Origin of the sequence: Fusibacter bizertensis (genome assembly GCF_029914245.1) — a bacterium.
In the GTDB taxonomy this organism is placed as follows: domain Bacteria; phylum Bacillota; class Clostridia; order Peptostreptococcales; family Acidaminobacteraceae; genus Fusibacter_C; species Fusibacter_C bizertensis.
The window spans coordinates 253,897-271,904 of the sequence record NZ_JARYZI010000003.1 but is presented as its reverse complement, the minus strand read 5'-3'; the positions used below and the strand labels follow the sequence as shown (position 1 = coordinate 271,904).

Annotated in this window: 10 protein-coding genes; 6 read left to right on the top strand and 4 right to left on the bottom strand. The window is 35.5% G+C overall.

Translation table 11 applies throughout. From position 1 onward, the window contains the following. Positions 1-3,207 (top strand): carbamoyl-phosphate synthase large subunit, encoded by a 3,207-nt coding sequence (gene carB / locus QE109_RS06440; RefSeq protein ID WP_281093599.1) that lies wholly within the window; start codon positions 1-3, stop codon positions 3,205-3,207. Positions 3,208-3,289: 82 nt separating this feature from the next. On the opposite strand, the gene QE109_RS06435 is transcribed toward carB, so the two are convergent. The 4 genes from QE109_RS06435 to QE109_RS06420 all read right to left on the bottom strand — a co-directional run bounded on the left by QE109_RS06435 (position 3,290) and on the right by QE109_RS06420 (position 11,661). Further along, positions 3,290-5,413: a carboxylesterase family protein gene (locus tag QE109_RS06435; RefSeq protein ID WP_281093598.1), complete on the bottom strand. Its 2,124-nt coding sequence runs from the start codon at positions 5,411-5,413 to the stop codon at positions 3,290-3,292. Between the two features lie 261 nt (positions 5,414-5,674). Beyond that, positions 5,675-7,666 (bottom strand): sensor domain-containing diguanylate cyclase, encoded by a 1,992-nt coding sequence (locus QE109_RS06430; protein WP_281093597.1) that lies wholly within the window; start codon positions 7,664-7,666, stop codon positions 5,675-5,677. A gap of 147 nt (positions 7,667-7,813) precedes the next feature. After that, positions 7,814-11,035 (bottom strand): efflux RND transporter permease subunit, encoded by a 3,222-nt coding sequence (locus QE109_RS06425; RefSeq protein WP_281093596.1) that lies wholly within the window; start codon positions 11,033-11,035, stop codon positions 7,814-7,816. Between the two features lie 26 nt (positions 11,036-11,061). After that, positions 11,062-11,661, bottom strand: a complete 600-nt coding sequence (locus tag QE109_RS06420) for a TetR/AcrR family transcriptional regulator (protein ID WP_281093595.1) — start codon at positions 11,659-11,661, stop codon at positions 11,062-11,064. Between the two features lie 173 nt (positions 11,662-11,834). On the opposite strand from QE109_RS06420, the gene mscL reads away from it, so the two are divergent. The 5 genes from mscL to QE109_RS06395 all read left to right on the top strand — a co-directional run bounded on the left by mscL (position 11,835) and on the right by QE109_RS06395 (position 17,984). Beyond that, the gene (mscL, locus tag QE109_RS06415; protein ID WP_342637115.1) at positions 11,835-12,233 is read left to right on the top strand and encodes a large-conductance mechanosensitive channel protein MscL; all 399 of its coding nucleotides are present in this window, start codon (positions 11,835-11,837) and stop codon (positions 12,231-12,233) included. 148 nt (positions 12,234-12,381) lie between these two features. Beyond that, complete coding sequence (locus QE109_RS06410; protein ID WP_281093594.1) at positions 12,382-13,062, top strand: response regulator transcription factor; 681 nt, start codon at positions 12,382-12,384, stop codon at positions 13,060-13,062. Then, positions 13,049-14,401 carry a HAMP domain-containing sensor histidine kinase gene (locus tag QE109_RS06405; RefSeq protein ID WP_281093593.1) on the top strand — a complete coding sequence of 451 codons (1,353 nt, stop codon included), beginning with the start codon at positions 13,049-13,051 and terminating at the stop codon, positions 14,399-14,401. Before QE109_RS06410 ends, QE109_RS06405 begins: the two co-directional genes overlap by 14 nt. A gap of 113 nt (positions 14,402-14,514) precedes the next feature. Next, the gene (locus QE109_RS06400) at positions 14,515-15,426 is read left to right on the top strand and encodes a DUF5692 family protein (RefSeq protein WP_281093592.1); all 912 of its coding nucleotides are present in this window, start codon (positions 14,515-14,517) and stop codon (positions 15,424-15,426) included. Between the two features lie 191 nt (positions 15,427-15,617). Next, positions 15,618-17,984: an alpha-galactosidase gene (locus QE109_RS06395; RefSeq protein WP_281093591.1), complete on the top strand. Its 2,367-nt coding sequence runs from the start codon at positions 15,618-15,620 to the stop codon at positions 17,982-17,984. Positions 17,985-18,008 lie beyond the last annotated feature (24 nt).

The window sequence follows — 18,008 nt, the reverse complement described above, 5'->3', positions numbered from 1 at the left end:
ATGCCTTTAAATAAACAGATTAAAAAAGTATTAGTGATTGGGTCGGGACCAATCGTTATCGGTCAAGCCGCTGAGTTCGATTACTCAGGTACTCAAGCTTGCCAAGCATTACGAGAAGAAGGGGTTGAGGTGGTGCTGATCAACTCAAACCCTGCGACCATAATGACAGATAAAGAAATTGCAGATAAGATCTATATAGAACCAATTACACTTGATTATGTAATCAAAGTTATTGAAAAAGAAAAACCAGATAGCTTGCTTGCTGGTATGGGTGGACAGACTGCTCTTAATATGGCACTTGAACTATCGGAAAAAGGATTATTAGATCATTATAATGTAAAACTAATTGGCACAAAGATAGAAGGCATCAAGCAGGGTGAGGATAGAGCACTTTTCAAAGAAATGATGTTAAGAATCGGTGAGCCAATGATTCAGTCTGAGATAGTAACTGATGTGTTGTCAGGTGTAAATTTTGCAGCTCAAATTGGCTACCCAGTGATCGTTAGACCCGCTTATACACTGGGAGGAACTGGAGGCGGAATCGCTGATGATGAAGTTTCACTTAAAGCGATTATCGTGTCAGGGCTATCAAATAGCCCTGTGGGGCAGGTTTTAATAGAGAAAAGTATCAAGGGATGGAAAGAGGTCGAATATGAAGTCATGAGAGATGCAAATGGCAATCGTATATCAGTTTGTAACATGGAGAACTTCGACCCTGTTGGTATCCATACTGGTGACAGTATCGTTGTTGCACCTAGCCAAACTTTATCAGATAAAGACTATCAGATGCTCCGAACTTCTGCACTGAATATCATTGAAGCAATTGGCATCGAAGGTGGTTGTAATGTTCAATTTGCTTTAAATCCGGAAAGTTTTGAATATGCTGTAATCGAGATTAACCCTAGAGTGAGTCGATCTTCGGCGCTTGCATCAAAGGCAACAGGCTATCCAATTGCAAAAGTAGCAGCTAAAATTGCACTTGGTTATGGCCTTGATGAAATTAAGAATGCAGTTACAGGTGTAACTTACGCATGCTTTGAACCAAGTCTTGACTACGTTGTTGTTAAAATTCCTAAATGGCCATTTGAGAAGTTTTTTAAAGCAGAGAGAACGCTGGGAACGAAGATGATGGCAACAGGAGAGATCATGGCAATTGGCACCAATTTTGAAGCGGCTTTTTTAAAGGGGATAAGGTCACTTGAACTTGGACAATATCATCTCAAACACAAGAAGTTTATGAAACTGCCACTAACTCAGTTAAAGGCTTTAGTAATGAAAGCAGATGATGAGCGGATTTTTGCTTTAGCAGAATTGATCAGAAGAGAGTATAGACTCGAGCAGATCAATGCAATCACAGGGATAGACCCTTGGTTTTTAGATAAGTTAAAATGGATTATAGATCAAGAAACACATATTGAATCCTTAAAGTTAGAACAGATTTCTAGCGACATGTTGAGAAAGCTAAAGAGAAAAGGTTTCTCTGACAAAGGCATTGGAGATTTAATCGGTATTTCGCCAGAAGAGGTTTATGATTATCGAATCAGTCTTGGCATTAGAGCTGTCTTTCACATGGTTGATACATGTGCAGGTGAATTTGAAGCTGTATCGCCATATTATTATTCAAGCTATGAAACCATAGATGAAGTGACAGTTTCAAACCGCGATAAAATTATAGTCTTAGGATCTGGCCCCATAAGAATTGGTCAAGGAATAGAATTTGATTATGCCTCAGTTCATTGCGTGAACTCCCTTAAACGTCTAGGTTATGAAACCATAATTATCAACAGTAACCCAGAAACGGTGAGTACAGATTTCAGCATCGCCGATAAGCTTTATTTTGAGCCCTTGACAGAAGAAGATGTCCTCAATGTTATTGAGAAAGAGAACCCTATAGGCGTAGTGCTTCAGTTTGGTGGTCAGACTGCTATTAAACTTGCTAAGTTTTTATCGGAGCGCCATATCAAAATAATAGGTACTGATTTTGAACAAATTGATCTTTGTGAAGACAGAGAAAAATTTGATGCTTTCCTTGAAAGCGTTAATGTTAATCGCCCAACTGGAAAAGGTGTGATGTCCGTGAAAGAGGGGATAAACATTGGCCGTGAATTAGGCTTACCTGTTTTAGTAAGACCAAGTTATGTCCTTGGTGGACAAGGCATGAAAATTTGTTCAAACTTAATTGAATTAGAGGATTATCTAGTGGATGCTTTTATTAAAGATAAAAAGAATCCTGTTTTAATCGATAAATATATTGTGGGTAAAGAACTAGAAGTGGATGCAATAACAGATGGGAAAAATGTATTGATTCCAGGTATTATGGAGCATATAGAGAGAGCTGGAATTCATTCTGGTGACAGTATGACAGTGTTTCCGCCTCAAACAGTGAGTGACAATATGAAGCAGATAATCGTGGAAACGACAGAGACAATTGCGCTAAGGCTGGGTGTAATGGGTATGATCAATATTCAGTATATTGAATGTGAGGGTATACTGTATGTAATCGAAGTTAACCCGAGAGCTTCTAGAACGGTACCTTACATTTCAAAAGTAAGTGGTGTACCGATTGTAGACCTTGCAACAAAAGTGTCACTGGGCATGTCTCTTGAGACATTAGGCTACGGTACAGGTTTATATGCTCAGCCAGATCTAATAGCGGTTAAAGTCCCTGTCTTTTCTACACATAAGCTACCTGATGTTGAGATTTCATTAGGACCTGAGATGAAATCAACTGGTGAAGTTTTGGGAATTGGTAGAACCTATGCAGAAGCACTCTATAAAGGTTTTATTGCGGCAAAAAATGCACCTGATATTGAAAAGAGTTCTCGTAAACCTGTGGTGCTTATGACGTTAAACGATGAAGATAAAAGTTCTATAAGTGAAGAAGACTTGCCTGACACTTTTGATTATTGTGCCACAAGGGGAACCGGTGTTGTTTTATTGTCACATGGCGTCACTGCGATAAGAGTGAGGAAAATAGGCAATGAAGCGCCTAACTTACTAGATCTAATAACAAATGGTGACATTGATTTAATCGTGAATACGCCGACGCATGGTGATGATACAAAAAGTGATGGCTTTATCATGAGACGTGCTGCATCTGAGCGGAATATACCTGTCTTTACATCAATTGACACCTATAGAGCTTGGAATTATGCTTCTAAAATTATCACTTCATCAAGTGAAACAGATATATACAATATGAAATAATGTTCAAGGATTTGTATGTTAGCATAATATAAAAAAGATGCTGTCGTTTATCTATTTATAGATTTGCAACAGCATCTTTTTATTAATTATTATAATGTAAATCTAAAGTATTACTAAAAAATCGTTTTGACATAATCGTAGAAATTAAGTTTGATTTTTCTTCTTCAGAAATCGTCTTATCTGCATCCATAAGTTTAAATACGTCTTCATCTATTACGTATTCTGTTGTCATTGCGACTTGTAATTCATTTAAACCTGCGTCTAGAACCATCAATTTTGAACTATTTTCTTTATTGGTCCATTTATCCCAAGTAACAAGACCTGTACTATTGGGATTACCAGTATACATAAAGTTTCCAATGTAACTTTGAATTACATCGGAGAGTGATTCTCTTCCAACTTTGTTTTCAACGGTATAGTTAGATTTAGCAAGATCACTTTCTTTCCCTGTTACAAAGTCCATATCACTACCATGATTTGCGCCTAGTACATAACCAAGGCCTGGAGGTATAATTGATATATCCTCTCCCCATTTAAATCTATATGCATATACAGAAGGTTGACCACTTACATTTGCTAGACGCTCAGCTGATCTTTCCGCATTAAATCCAGTATAGAGCATGCTACCATACTTTTCAGCAAAATTATATTGTGCAAATAGTACCGGATCTTGTGCCAATTTGCCACTAAATAAAGCACCTGCAAACATTGGGTCAAATCCTGCAAAGACAGAAAACTCTGATTCACAACTACCTAACATAACGGGTACTTTATTGTATTTTCCAGTTTCAAATACATCAAAACCTTCTACTGGTAGTGTTACACCATCTGCAAAAAGATGAGGGAAAACAGACATTCTTATTGATGCATTTCCCATAAGCGATGCAATTCTTTCTGCGGATAAACTCATCAAATATGTTCTTACTTCATCGCTGTCAGTATTTAACCACTCAATCGCATCAGTTTCAGTTTTTACAATTTCATCCTCTAAAACGAGTTCTGAAAACGCTTTTACTGCAATGTCTTTCGCAGTGGTTGGATCAGTTATAGTCATACCACCACTCAGCGCAATAGCCTTTTGAAAGTCACCTCTAAAAATCGGAGAAATTAAAACTGCCATGACATCTCTACCACCAGCAGATTGACCTGAAATTGTTACATTATATGGATTTCCACCGAAACTTTTAATATTTTCTTTGACCCAACTTAAAGATTCATGAATATCTAGTAAACCAAAATTTCCTGAGTCTTCATACGCATTTCCTGTTTTTAATGCAGGTAAGTTTAGCCAGCCTAACGCACCAAGACGATAATCAATGGCTATGATAATACTGTTAGTTTTTGTGGCTAACATTTCTCCTTGAAAGTCCTGACTTGTTCCAGTTTGATTATTTCCACCATGGATAAAAACAAGAACAGGTAAGTTTGCCTCTTCAGTATTAGGTCTATAAATATTTAAATATAGACAGTCTTCACTTCCAATGATACTTCCATTGGCAATTTGGATTGCCTTTTCTGAAAAAGCTTTTGTTTCTTTTATGCCTTCCCAGCTCATCGGTGATTGAGGCGCTTTCCATCTTAATTCACCTATTGGTGCTGCAGCATATGGCACACCAATCCATGCTAATGACTTGTTTTTATTTAAGACAACGCCCTCAACTTTACCGTACAACGTATTTTGTAAAACACCTTGTTGATAAGATTGATCCATACTTGCAACATTGTCTAATAATGCAACCGCTTCTTCATTTGTTAAATTTTTACTTGGATTAAAATAGCCATTTGTATAACCTTTAACTATACCTTTAACAAATAATGTTGAAACTGCATTTTTCTCATCTACAGATAATTTATTAAAATCTTTAAATGGTGCTAAATTTTCGGTTTTATCTAACTTTAGTACGTTATAAAGTGCGAGTGCTGCTTCACTTCTAGTAATCATATTATCACCTTCTGTGAGCTTAAGTTCTAATCCATTCATTGATAAAGCTAAATCACTAAACTCCAACCCAGTCAACTGCTTTTGAGGTAAGTACATACCATTTTCATTTGAAACAATTTTACCATTTTCGATCCATTTTGTATAAATACCTAATGACCATCTCCCATCAAGATCATCAGATACAAAACTGTTGGCAATACTTGGTACTGATATTATTACTAGTGTAAAAAATAATATCATGCTGACTAATTTTTTTTTCATCATTTTTTTCCCCCATCCAAATTTTTTTAATACACGAAACCGCATTTTCTCTTTATTTCTTGTGCACTTACAAAATTGTATCATTTCAAATACAACATATATTTAACATTTCGTGAAAAGCATTTTTTTTATCACTATTTGTAGTTTTCTTGATTTTAGCTAAAAAAAAAGTGCTATTAAAGATAGCACAAAAACTTCACTAAATTGAATTGAGTTAATTGAGTATAAAAAAATCATCTTATTTAAGAATTAAGTAAACTTAGTTTAAGTTGCTTTATTATCAGTATTTTCATCTGATTGATCTTCAGATACAGTAACTGTATTTCTACCAGAATTTTTAGAATTAAAAAGCGCTTGATCGACTCTTGTGAACCACTGTGTATAGTCTTCATTTGTACGCTTTTGTGAAACACCAAAACTAGCTGTAACGATACCAGCGGTACTATGAAGGTGCGTTTCAAGTTTTTTTCTTAGTTTTTCAGCAGCAATGTAACCTCCTTCAGAAGTAGTCCCTGGTAAAAGAATTGAAAATTCCTCGCCGCCCCATCTAGCGATAATATCTGTCGTTCTAAGAATTTCCTTAGCAAGTCTACTGGTTTCCACAAGGACATCATCACCAACGATATGACCATAAGTATCGTTGACTCGTTTAAAGTGATCTAGGTCAAAGATCATCATTGATAATGGACCACCATAACGTTCGCTTCTCTCAATCTCCTCGATGACGAGTTCATTAAATTTATGACGGTTTAAGAGTCCGGTTAAAGAATCCGTACTTGCAAGGTTAATCAGCTTAGATTCATAATCTTTTTTGTTTTGAGTATTTAGAAGAATGCCCTCGTAAAAATGTGATAAGGCATTATCTGCTCTGTATTGAATGTGGATTTCACCCCAAAAAACTTCCCCAGTGAACTTTACAAATTGCATCTCTATAACAACGAGTTTTTCTTTGAGCGTTAAGATTGACTTAAACCTCTGAAAGTCTTCAGGATTTGCAAAAATAAGTTCAGGTGTTTCTTTAAATGTAGACTTTAATGCTTCTTTATCTTTCGCAGCAAATTGGCTGATAAAGTTAAGATTAGAGTAGATAAGATTGAAGTCAGAATCAATTAAAAAAAGACCAATGGGAATTGAACTGACAAGTCTATCTGCCATTTGTTCGATGGTGTTGGAAAGCAGTCCAAATTCATCTTTTCTATTTGTTCCAAATAGTTCTTCTGATAAATAGATATTTTTATTTTGAAGACTTTGAATCAGCAACATAAAGGGTTTTAGAAAAATATGTTTGATAAATATATTGATTACTATAATGATAGCGATAATTGAAATGACCATCATTATAATAAAAAGGAGTAAATTGTTTGAGGTATAAAAAGTGCCATTTGTGTAGAAAGTAATGACATACCAGTTGGTGTCTTTTATGCTAGATACAGCAGCATAATCGTAATTATCGTTTTGTATTTTAAGAATGGTTTCACTTTGCTCAGAAACCAATGATTCCTTCAACTCCGCGTTGAAACGATCCTCATTGATGAAATTGTAGACCGAAGAATAACCATAAGCCTCATAGTCTCGGTTGGCGGTACCATCTAATTGAATATCTCCGTTTTTATTGATGATTAATGTATATGCTGATTTATCCTTGTTAGAGGAGATGTTTTCATTTATAAAATAATCAAGGTATAACCCGGTTCCAATCACCCCAACTGGACCATCGGGACCTTCAACTTTCACATTAATCCAAACACGATAGGTATCTAGAAAACGATCTTTATCAATATTGATGTTATAGAGTTCATCACTGTTAATGGTATCGAAATACCATGAGTCTTCTTTGATGTCTTTAGAAATAACACCAGCTATTTCTAATGGAATTTGTTGATTTATTTGTTCTGGAAAATAGATGTTTTTAGAACGATCCATCACGATAAACATGTTATGATCGTGTAAAAGATCTATAAAAGAGTTGATTTCTTCAAGTGCAACTAGTTTTTTACTTAATTGATCTTCGTTAGTTATCCATTCTATTATACTAGGGGTACGTGCTAATTTTAGTGATAAGCCAATCTCTCTACTTAGATGTGTCTCGATAACATGAGCAATTTCTGAAGCATACATTTTTGCATAACCTTGGGATACTTTTGAGGTAATATTGAGCATAGCAAATCCCATCACTATAAGATTGATAAAAATAGTAATGCATAAGATTGAAACAACTATTATGTTAAAGCGTTGTGATATGTTATATTTTTTCATGAAATCACCTACTATTTATAGGTAATATACCCGTATTAAAAAGACTCTAATTTTTTTTATAAAAAAGAATCGAAACAATTTCACACCTAGTATTAGTGCTCAAAATTGCTCCGATTCTTATAATTTGGTTAGATGTTTAATTCACCCTTAAAAGTTGGTATCTTTGTACTCTTTTTTATGGAAAATATCAAAGAGTACAGGTATAAATATTAATGTTAAAAGTGTTGCGTAGATTAAACCACCTATAGTTGTAATTGCCATAGGTTGCATCATTTCTGTACCTGTTCCAGCTCCTAGTGACATTGTAGATAAAGCAATAATTGTTGTAAGTGCTGTCATTAAAATTGGTCTTAGTCTGTCTGTACCAGTTTTGATTAGTGCTTCGCGTTTAGATAACCCAGAAGCGCGCATCTTGTTGGCATAATCGACGAATACGATCCCGTTGTTAACAACAACTCCAGTAAGGATAATTAATCCTATAAAAGCTACAATAGAGAGAGGTAAACCAGTTAGCATGAGTGCAAAGAAACCGCCTGTAAATGCTAGTGGAATTGTAAACATTACGATGAATGGTGAGAGTAAGGATTGGAACTGTGAGACCATAATTAAATAGATGAATACTACTGCTAATAACAACATCATAAACAAGTCTTTAAACGAGTCTGTGATGGTTTTATTTTCACCAGTCATCTCTACGGTATAGCCTTCTGGTATTGTATACTCATCTAATTGTTTTTGAATTTCATCTGAAACCAATCCAACATTAAAACCATCTGCAAGTGTACCAGTAACTGTAACATATCTTTGCTGACCAATTCTTCTGATAGATTTAAAACCATTATTTTCTTCTAAAGAAGCGAGATCTGATACTTTGACAACTTCACCTTGAGGCGTTGTTAATTCGAGATTTAAAATATCGTTTCTATTTGTATTTTGTATATCTGATTCATCCATTACGATGATATCCATGTCATTACCATCGATGCTGATGGATGTAGATTTAGAGGCTTTAGAAAGTAGTTTGTTGACCTCTACGAAGACCTGAGCGACAGTTAAACTATTTTGTATGCTCGCCTCTTTATCAACAACTAGCTTTAATTCTGGAGCAGTTTCTTCTATTCCAGATGAAACATCTTTTGTACCCTCTACGCCAGAGACGATTGAAGCTATATCTTTGGCAATGGTTTCTAGTGTAGCAAAATCGCGACCTTTAATTTCAATTGAAATGTCGCCACCACTTAGTGCCCCCATATTCATGTCAGTACCTGAAACAGATACTTCGTATTGATCTGAAGCGATAAGTGCTGTAAGTTCACTGCTAATTTCTTCTGTAGACTGATCGCGGTCATCATTCAGTGTGATATAGAATGTAGCGCTAGTACCGCCTGAGCCTGCTAAGCCCATTCCGCCCATACCAAACATACCACCACCAACAGTTGATCCGATGCTTTCTATGCTTTCGATAGTTTGTAGTTTTGTGGTAATATCATCTGCTGCTTGTGTGAGGTCTTCAAACTTGGAACCGATTGGCATCTCAAGTGTAATATTTAATTGACCTGAGTCTGTCGTAGGGAACAATTGTGTTCCCATGGAAGTGACACCATAGATACTGCCAGCAAATAAAATAATTACAATAGCAATAACCAACACTCTATGATCAAGAGCAAATTCAAGTACTTTGCTGTATCTTGACTTGAGCTTGGCAAAAACTTTATGGTCTTGTTTTACTTCCTTAGCTAAAATCTTAGAGGCCATAGTTGGTACCAAAGTTAATGCCACCATTAAGCTCGCGATGAGAGAATATGCGATGGTTAAGGCCATATCAGTAAAGATTTCTCTTGTGAATCCTTCTATGAAAACAATGGGTAAAAATACTGCAATTGTTGTTAGGGTTGAAGCAATAATTGCTCCAGATACTTGTTTTGCACCTTCAACAGATGCTTCAATAGCGCTTTTTCCCTCGCTTCTCATGCGGTATATGTTCTCTATGACGACGATTGAGTTATCTACCAGCATACCAACCCCGAGAGCTAACCCTCCCATCGAGATGATATTGAGCGTAATATCACTAAAATACATCAGTACAAATGCAGCGATTACACTAACGGGAATTGAAAAGCCAACAACAAAAGTCGGTTTTAAATCTCTTAGGAACAATAGTAAGATAAGGATAGCTAATAAGCCACCAATAATTAAATTGTTGAGAAGGGAATTTACAACGATATCGATGTATTCACCTTGGTTCATTAATGTAACCATCTTAAGCTCGGGATATCTGGTTTCAAGTGAACTTATCTTTTCTAAGATGTGGTTTGTAACATCTGAGGTAACATATTCTGTTTGTTTTTGAACGGTAAGGGTGATGGCATCAATGCCATTTACTTTAGAGTACATTTCATCAGAATTGCTCACATACATCACATCAGCGACATCATCTATAGTGATAGGGTCCATACCTTCAAATGGTAAGACCATCAATGTGAGTGATTTAAGTGCCTCATAGTTTTCAATTGCATCACCAGTTCTTACAAGATAATCAACACCGTCTTCAGTAATGTAGCCTGTCGGCATACTGAAATTCTGCCCTTTGAGAATGCCAGAGACCATCTCCTTTGTGATGGTTATGGCCATTGTTTCAGGTGTTGGTGTTTCTGGCGTAGTCACTTCTGGTGAACTAGCAGCGAGAGCAGCAAGTTCAGCGGGACTCATATTTGCCATTGCGGCTTGAGCCTCTGCTTTAGCAGCTTCTATTTGTAATGCAATTTGATTGCTTAGTTCTTGATTGATCGCATCGATTTTATCTTGTTTAATGATGACGTGAATTTCATTTTCAATCAATCCAGAAGCATCCACTGATGCAACGCCTTCTATGCTTTCAAGTTCAGGTATAATTTTATCTTGAAGGAAAGCAGAGGATTCAGAAATTTTCTGTCCCTCAACTGCTGCAGAGACTACCATTATAGGCATCATATCTGGATTGAGTTTCATGATAGTTGAAGTACCAACGCCATCGGGCATATAACTACCTAACATATCCAGATTTTCTCTCATCTCAATTACTGCTGAATCCATATTGGTGCTCTCTCCAAATTCCAAAATCACCAAAGACATATTTTCTCGCGATATAGACTGGACACTTTTGATGTTGCTTATTGAGGCCATACTTTGCTCAATTGTCTTGGTCACAACCATCTCTACTTCTTCAGGACTAGCCCCGATATAAGGGGTGATAATCACTGAATAAGGTAAATTAATACTTGGTAATAAATCAGTTGATATATTGCTAAAAGATACAAAGCCCAAGATGAGCACCAGTACAATTGCAACAAAAACTGTAAAAGGTTTTCTGACACTGTAGTTTGAAATCATAGTTTCTCCTTGTATTGTGAAATCATTTATTGTCCAATGCCATTAATGAGCATTTTAACGAGTAAATCTTTTTCTATAAGTTGTTGTTCTTCTGAATGCTGCATCATAAGTGAACGGAGAGCAGATCTATTGAGCATTTCAAAAAATAAATCTGCATAATAATCTAGATTCGATCCAGAGAGTTGCCCTTCATTATGACCAACCGTTAATATATCGAGAATAATTTGAACAACTTCTACTCTCGTATCCATGAGAATCTTTAAAGTTTCCTGACTATTTTTTGAATTAAAGATTAGATCAGCGGAATTGTTCATCATTATGCCTGCGTATTTGAAATTCTCTTTGAGAATCTCTGTATGACAGCCAATATACGATTCTAACATACTATTGAACGTAGATTCGGAAATTACCACATTGCGAATTCGGGTTAGGTACCTTTCTATGTTGTATTTTAGCACTTCAATATAGAGCGTCATTTTGCTATCAAAATACTCATAGATTGTTCCTTTACCAACATTTGCATTGTCAGCAATCTCATTTATACTTGCATCGTGATATCCATTTATAGCGAAAATTTCAGATGCTGATGATAATATTTGATCGCGTTTGTTTTTTACTCTTGCCATGTATTCACCTCACTTTAGCATGATTTATTATAACTGACTGACTGGTCAGTCGCAAGATGCAAGGCCAAATTTAACAGTAAGTTCACAAATTGAAGTAAGGCTATACATAAAAATGATTTTAATCTTACTAATAGGGTAGATATTAATATTATATTTATAGTGAGGTAATTAATATGCTAAAAGATTTTAAAAAATTTGTGGTTAGGGGAAATGTCGTTGATTTAGCAGTTGCTGTTATCATCGGTGGCGCTTTTGGTAAGATTGTGAGTTCATTTGTGGGCGATATTGTGATGCCTTTAATTGGAAAGCTTATAGGTAAAGTAGACTTTAAAACATTAAAATGGGTTCTTGAAGAAGCTGTTGGTGATCAGCCTGAAGTTGCTGTTTATTATGGTAACTTTATTCAAAATGTCGTAGATTTTCTCATAGTTGCCCTAGTGATTTTTATAGTGATTCAAATTATTGAAAAAATCAAAAGAAAACCAGAAGCAGTTACAGCTGCTCCAGCTAAGCCGACAGAAGAGGTCGTTCTACTAACTGAGATTAGAGATTTATTAAGATCAAAGAACTAAACTTGATTTCATGAATTTATAAAAAAGTCAGTCCAGACATGGATTGGCTTTTTTTTGTCTAGGTGATATATTCATATTGTATTCATATTGGAAGCGTATAGTAAAGCAAGATGAAGTGTAGATGAGTTTTTATGATGTGGGAGGCGACGTGATTAATATATTATTGGCTGAAGATGATGACAGTTTAAGGAAATTAATGACATATCATTTAGAGCAAAATGGTTATCATGTGTTACAGGCAAAAGATGGTGAATACGCACTTGATTTACTGGATTTACAACATGTAGACCTCTTAATTAGTGATGTGATGATGCCAGAATTAGACGGATATACTTTAGTGAGAAGACTTAGAGAAAGCAAATACGAGTTACCAATATTGATTGTAACTGCAAAAGAATTAATTGAAGATAAAAAAAGAGGTTTCGAAGCTGGAACAGATGACTATATGGTAAAACCACTAGATATGGAGGAGATGCTCTTACGTGTTGAGGCTTTATTAAGAAGAGCAAAGATACAGACTGAACATAAGCTAAATATGGGTGAAACCATGCTGGATTATGATACTTTAACAGTAACTAAAGGTGAAATTAAAACTGAACTACCCAAAAAAGAATTTTACTTACTTTTCAAGCTGCTTTCCTATCCTAAGAAAATTTTTACGAGGCAACAACTTATGGATGAGATTTGGGGATATGACGCTGAAGCGGACGAAAGAACAGTTGATGTTCATATTAAAAGATTGAGGGAAAAATTTGATGAAAATAATGATTTTACAATTATCACAATAAGAGGTCTAGGATATAAGGCGGAGTGGCATGAAAAGAATTAGGCTTAAATCAATTTACACCAAATTTATATTGATCATCTCAATTGTGCTTATGTTATCAAGTACTTTGGCACTTTCAATTGTATCTGGTTATACGATACAGTTGCTTTATAACCCTCTTGTAAAAATGATGGACAATAAAGTAAGTGAACTTAAGCGTATGAGTGATGAGTTTGATATTCCACCAGAAAATTTTGTATCATTAGCTGATAACAGTTTTATGATGGTCAAATTTTATGAAACAAAAGAAGCACTATTAGATGACAATGAAGTAGTCTCAAAAGATGTCATAGATGCAATTGATGCGGGTGAAATTTCAAAATACTATCCCGAAAAATTTATTCATAGAAAGATGAGCTTGTATCTTATTACTAGAATTGATGAAAAATGGGTGATGATTCATCCAGTGATTAATAGTGAAGTATTTACAGAGGTAGGAAATGCGCTTAGACAGGCCCTGTTATTGAGCATGATTTTTACGATTTTATTGATGTTAATCGTGTTAAAGAGATTGGTGAAACCTCTTAAAAAATTAACAAGAGCGACACAAAAAGTAGCGGAGGGAAATTTCGAAGTGGAAGTGTCCTATAAAAGTGAAGATGAAATGGGACAACTCGTAGCCAATTTCAACACGATGGTAATGGAACTTCAAAATATGGAGTACTTAAGAAAAGATTTTGTCAGTAGTGTATCACATGAGTTTAAAACGCCTATAGCATCTATCGGAGGATTTGCCAAAATATTGAAAACTGATGGGTTAAATTCAGAGCAGCGCAAAGAATACGCGCAAATCATCATTTCTGAAACGGAGAGATTATCTAAATTATCTTCTAATTTGTTGAGACTATCAAGTCTGGAAAATCAAAGTATCATTGATAGAACACAGTTCTTTGATCTAGATGAACAGATTAGACGGGTTGTGGTTTTACTAGAACCAGGTTGGGGTAGAAAACATTTAGAACTGGAGTTAGAACTATCAAAAATAAGATTTTATGCTGATGAGGAGTTATTCCAGCAGGTCTGGATAAATTTAATTGAAAATGCAATTAAATTTTCAAGAGATTCTGGCAAGTTAATAATCCGTGCTTCAGTGATAAGTGAACAAGTAAAAGTGTTTATAGAAGATACAGGTATGGGAATGACTGAAAGTACAGTTCAGAGAATCTTTGAGAAGTTTTATCAGGGTGATTCTGCTCATAAAACAGAAGGAAGTGGACTAGGACTTTCTATTGTAAAACGAATTATTGATCTTTATAATGGCAAAATAGAGATTCATTCAGAGGTTGGAGTTGGTACTAGGGTTGTGGTGTCGGTCCCAATTGTTAAGAATAATGAATTGTAAAAAATTGAGAATCTTTATTGTGTTTTAACTTCAAAGTGCTAGAATAGAAACGTGAAGTAGTTTTGACAAAAATATAACAAAAATTCGAAAGTCAAAACTTTAAGGAGGGAAACATGTTTTTATTTGAATCAATCCCTTGGTACTCAGCAATTATGTGGTTTGCTGTTCTGGGGGGATTAATTGCACTAAACGAATTGGCAAGACTGAACAAATGGATTTCTTTGGCATTATTTTTAGTATTACCTATTATTTTAACAATTACTGTATGGCCTAAAACAGCTGGTGAAGGTACAAGTGTGGGGACTTGGTTTCATTGGGCAAAAGTATACTCTGCTTTAGCGGGATGTTTAGGTTTTCTTGCAATTAGACATATCAAGGGCGCTGTGAATAACAAGTGGATATTGTTCTTTCCGGCTTTGATACTTTCAGTGAATATTTTAGAGGCAGTTGTAAGAGATTTTCAATGCTTTAGCTTTAACGGGTTAATTGATGGTGTTGTGATCATTGGGGGCCCTTGGAATATCATGAATGGTATTGCAGGACTACTTAATATCATCACGATTTCAGGCTGGATTGGCATCCAAATCAGTAAGGATAAGAAAAAGGACATGATTTGGTCAGACCAACTTTGGTTTTGGATCATTGCTTACGATATATGGAACTTTGCATATGTTTATAATTGTGTTTCTGATCATGCTTTTTATGCAGGAGCTGCACTTCTCATTTCATGTACGATTCCAGCTTTTTTTATCAAGAAAGGTGCATGGTTACAGCATAGAGCTCAGACATTAGGCTTTTGGATGATGTTCGTTATGAGTTACCCAGCTTTTGTAGATACCTCAAAATTTGCAATTAAATCATCACATAACGAAACTGCTTTATTTGTTGTTAGCTTTTTAGCTTTAGCTGCAAATTTAGCTGTATTCATTTATCATTTCGGTAAAATAATTAAGCATAAAAAGAACCCAATCAAAGAAGAAATTCATACTGATCTTGCAGCTTTTAAAGAGTTAAAAGCATTATAAAAGATAAAAAACAGAAGATGTTTAATATGGATTTTACTTAAGCGCTCACATGTTTGGTCAAATTGTAGTGACAATCGGCCAAAAGTGAGCGCTTTTTATTAATATTGCGATATTTTGTGCATCAAATCTTTGCATGGTTTCCAACTAAAGAGGTATAATAGTTATATTGAATACAATAATTAGGGGGAGTTATGATTTATATTGATCGACCTGATTCAAAGCAACCTTTATTTCATGTTCAAACACAAAATGTTAGCTACATAATGACGGTCTTGCCCAACGGAAAACTTGTCAACTTGCATTATGGAAAAAAAGTATCCCATACACCTTATTTGGGTGACCTTTTCCAAAACTATGACATGCAAGTGGGATCATCTACCCTTTATGAACAGGGAAGCAACCTCACACTTGATACTCTACTTCTTGAGAGTTCTTGTTTCGGTAAAGGAGACTATAGAGTACCTTCTATTTACCTCTCATGGGAAGATGGCGCTAGAACAAGTGATTTTGTATATGAATCTTTTTTACTTCACGAAGGAAAAGTATCACCTAAAGGATTACCTAGTGTAAGGGATGAAAATCTTCAATGCGATACCCTTGAAATCATACTGAAAGAACGTGTAAAATCAGTAACACTTCACCTTTTTTATACACCGATTGATGATGCCGGTACAATTTGTAGGTTTAGTAGATTGATCAATCATAGTGAAGAAGTAATTCAAATTCATAATATGCAAAGCATTAATATGGATTTTAGCCACAGTGACTTTGAACAAATTTCGTTAGATGGCATGTGGATAAGAGAGCGCCAAATGCATCGTCAAGCAGTAAGGAAAGGCATATATACCATTGACTCAAAAAAAGGTGTCAGTGGTGCAAATCATAATCCAATGATTGCTTTAGTCTCACCAGAAACAGATGCAACCAGAGGTGATGCATACGGATTTGCACTGATGTATAGTGGAAACTTTTGTGGGAAAGTTGAAGTGAGTCCTTATGAAATGACGAGAGTTCAGCTTGGCATCTCGGATTTTGAATTTAAATGGAACCTTTCACCAGGTGAAGCCTTTGATACACCAGAAGCGGTTTGTGTATTCGCATCAAATGGTCTAAATGGTTTAAGTCAGAATTTCCATCAATTGATAAATGCGCATGTTGTATCTCCACATTGGCAGTATAAAGAACGTCCGATCCTGATTAACAATTGGGAAGCTACTTATTTTGATTTCGATCAGAAAAAACTTGTGGCACTTGCAAAAGAGGCAAAGCATATGGGGATGGAGCTTTTTGTACTTGATGACGGTTGGTTTAAAGGTCGAAATGATGATACCACATCGTTAGGTGATTGGACAGAGGATGCAAAAAAACTGCCGAACGGGCTTAAGGGGCTCAGCAAAAAGATAAAAGCAATGGGACTTGATTTTGGCATATGGGTTGAACCGGAGATGGTTTCTGAAAATAGCGAATTATATAAGGAACATCCAGATTGGGCGATTAAACTAAACGATCGTAAACCTTCATATGGAAGAAATCAGTTGATACTTGACTTTACAAACCCAGATGTAATAGAAAATATATATGAGCAACTAAACTATGTTTTTAAACAGGGAAATGTTGATTATGTAAAATGGGATATGAATCGCAATTTTACAGATGTCTATTCTAATTATTTACCTAAAGAAGATCAAATGTCACTTAATCATCGTTATACACTTGGGTTATATGCCTTATTAGAGCGACTATGTAATGCCTTTCCTAATATTTTGTTTGAGTCTTGTAGCAGTGGAGGTAACCGCTATGACCTCGGTATGCTTTATTATATGCCTCAAACATGGACAAGTGATAACACCGATGCTGTGGAAAGAATTGATATTCAATTTGGTACTTCCTTGGTATTCCCACCTTCAACAATGGGAGCTCATGTGAGCGGTCGCCCTTCACATCAAGTACTTAGAACCACTCCGATTGAAACGCGTTTTAATGTTGCAGCATTTGGTTTACTTGGCTATGAACTTGATTTAACAAAGCTATCAAGTTTTGATAAAAAAGTTATTGCAAAACAAGTTTCATTTTATAAAAAACATCGGAAAATTTTGCAATTTGGTACTTTTTATAGACATACTGCAGAAATTACCGAAAAACCTACGGTATGGTCAGTTGTCGATGAGACAAAAAATCAGTTTGTTATAGGATATTATCAAAAATTACATCGACCTTGCCCACCACTTGAAACGATAAAAGTCATGGGAATTGATGAAGATGCTGTTTATGAAGTTCAGTCAAGAACCCAATATCATAACATTGCTGGATTTGGAGAATTGATTAACCCTTTTTTACCCATTAATTTAAAAGATGGTGGTATCCTTCAAAGTATCATTAACAATAGATATCTATATGCACTGGAAAAACAAAGTTTTCTCCAGCAAGGAGATACACTTGCAAATGTGGGGTTAAAACTTTATGCACAGTTTGCGGGTACAGGGATTAGCGATAAGACTAGAAATGTCGGAGACTTTGGTTCTAGGCTATATGTTGGAAGTCGCCGAATTGACTTGTAATGTATAAAGAGGCACTATAAAATA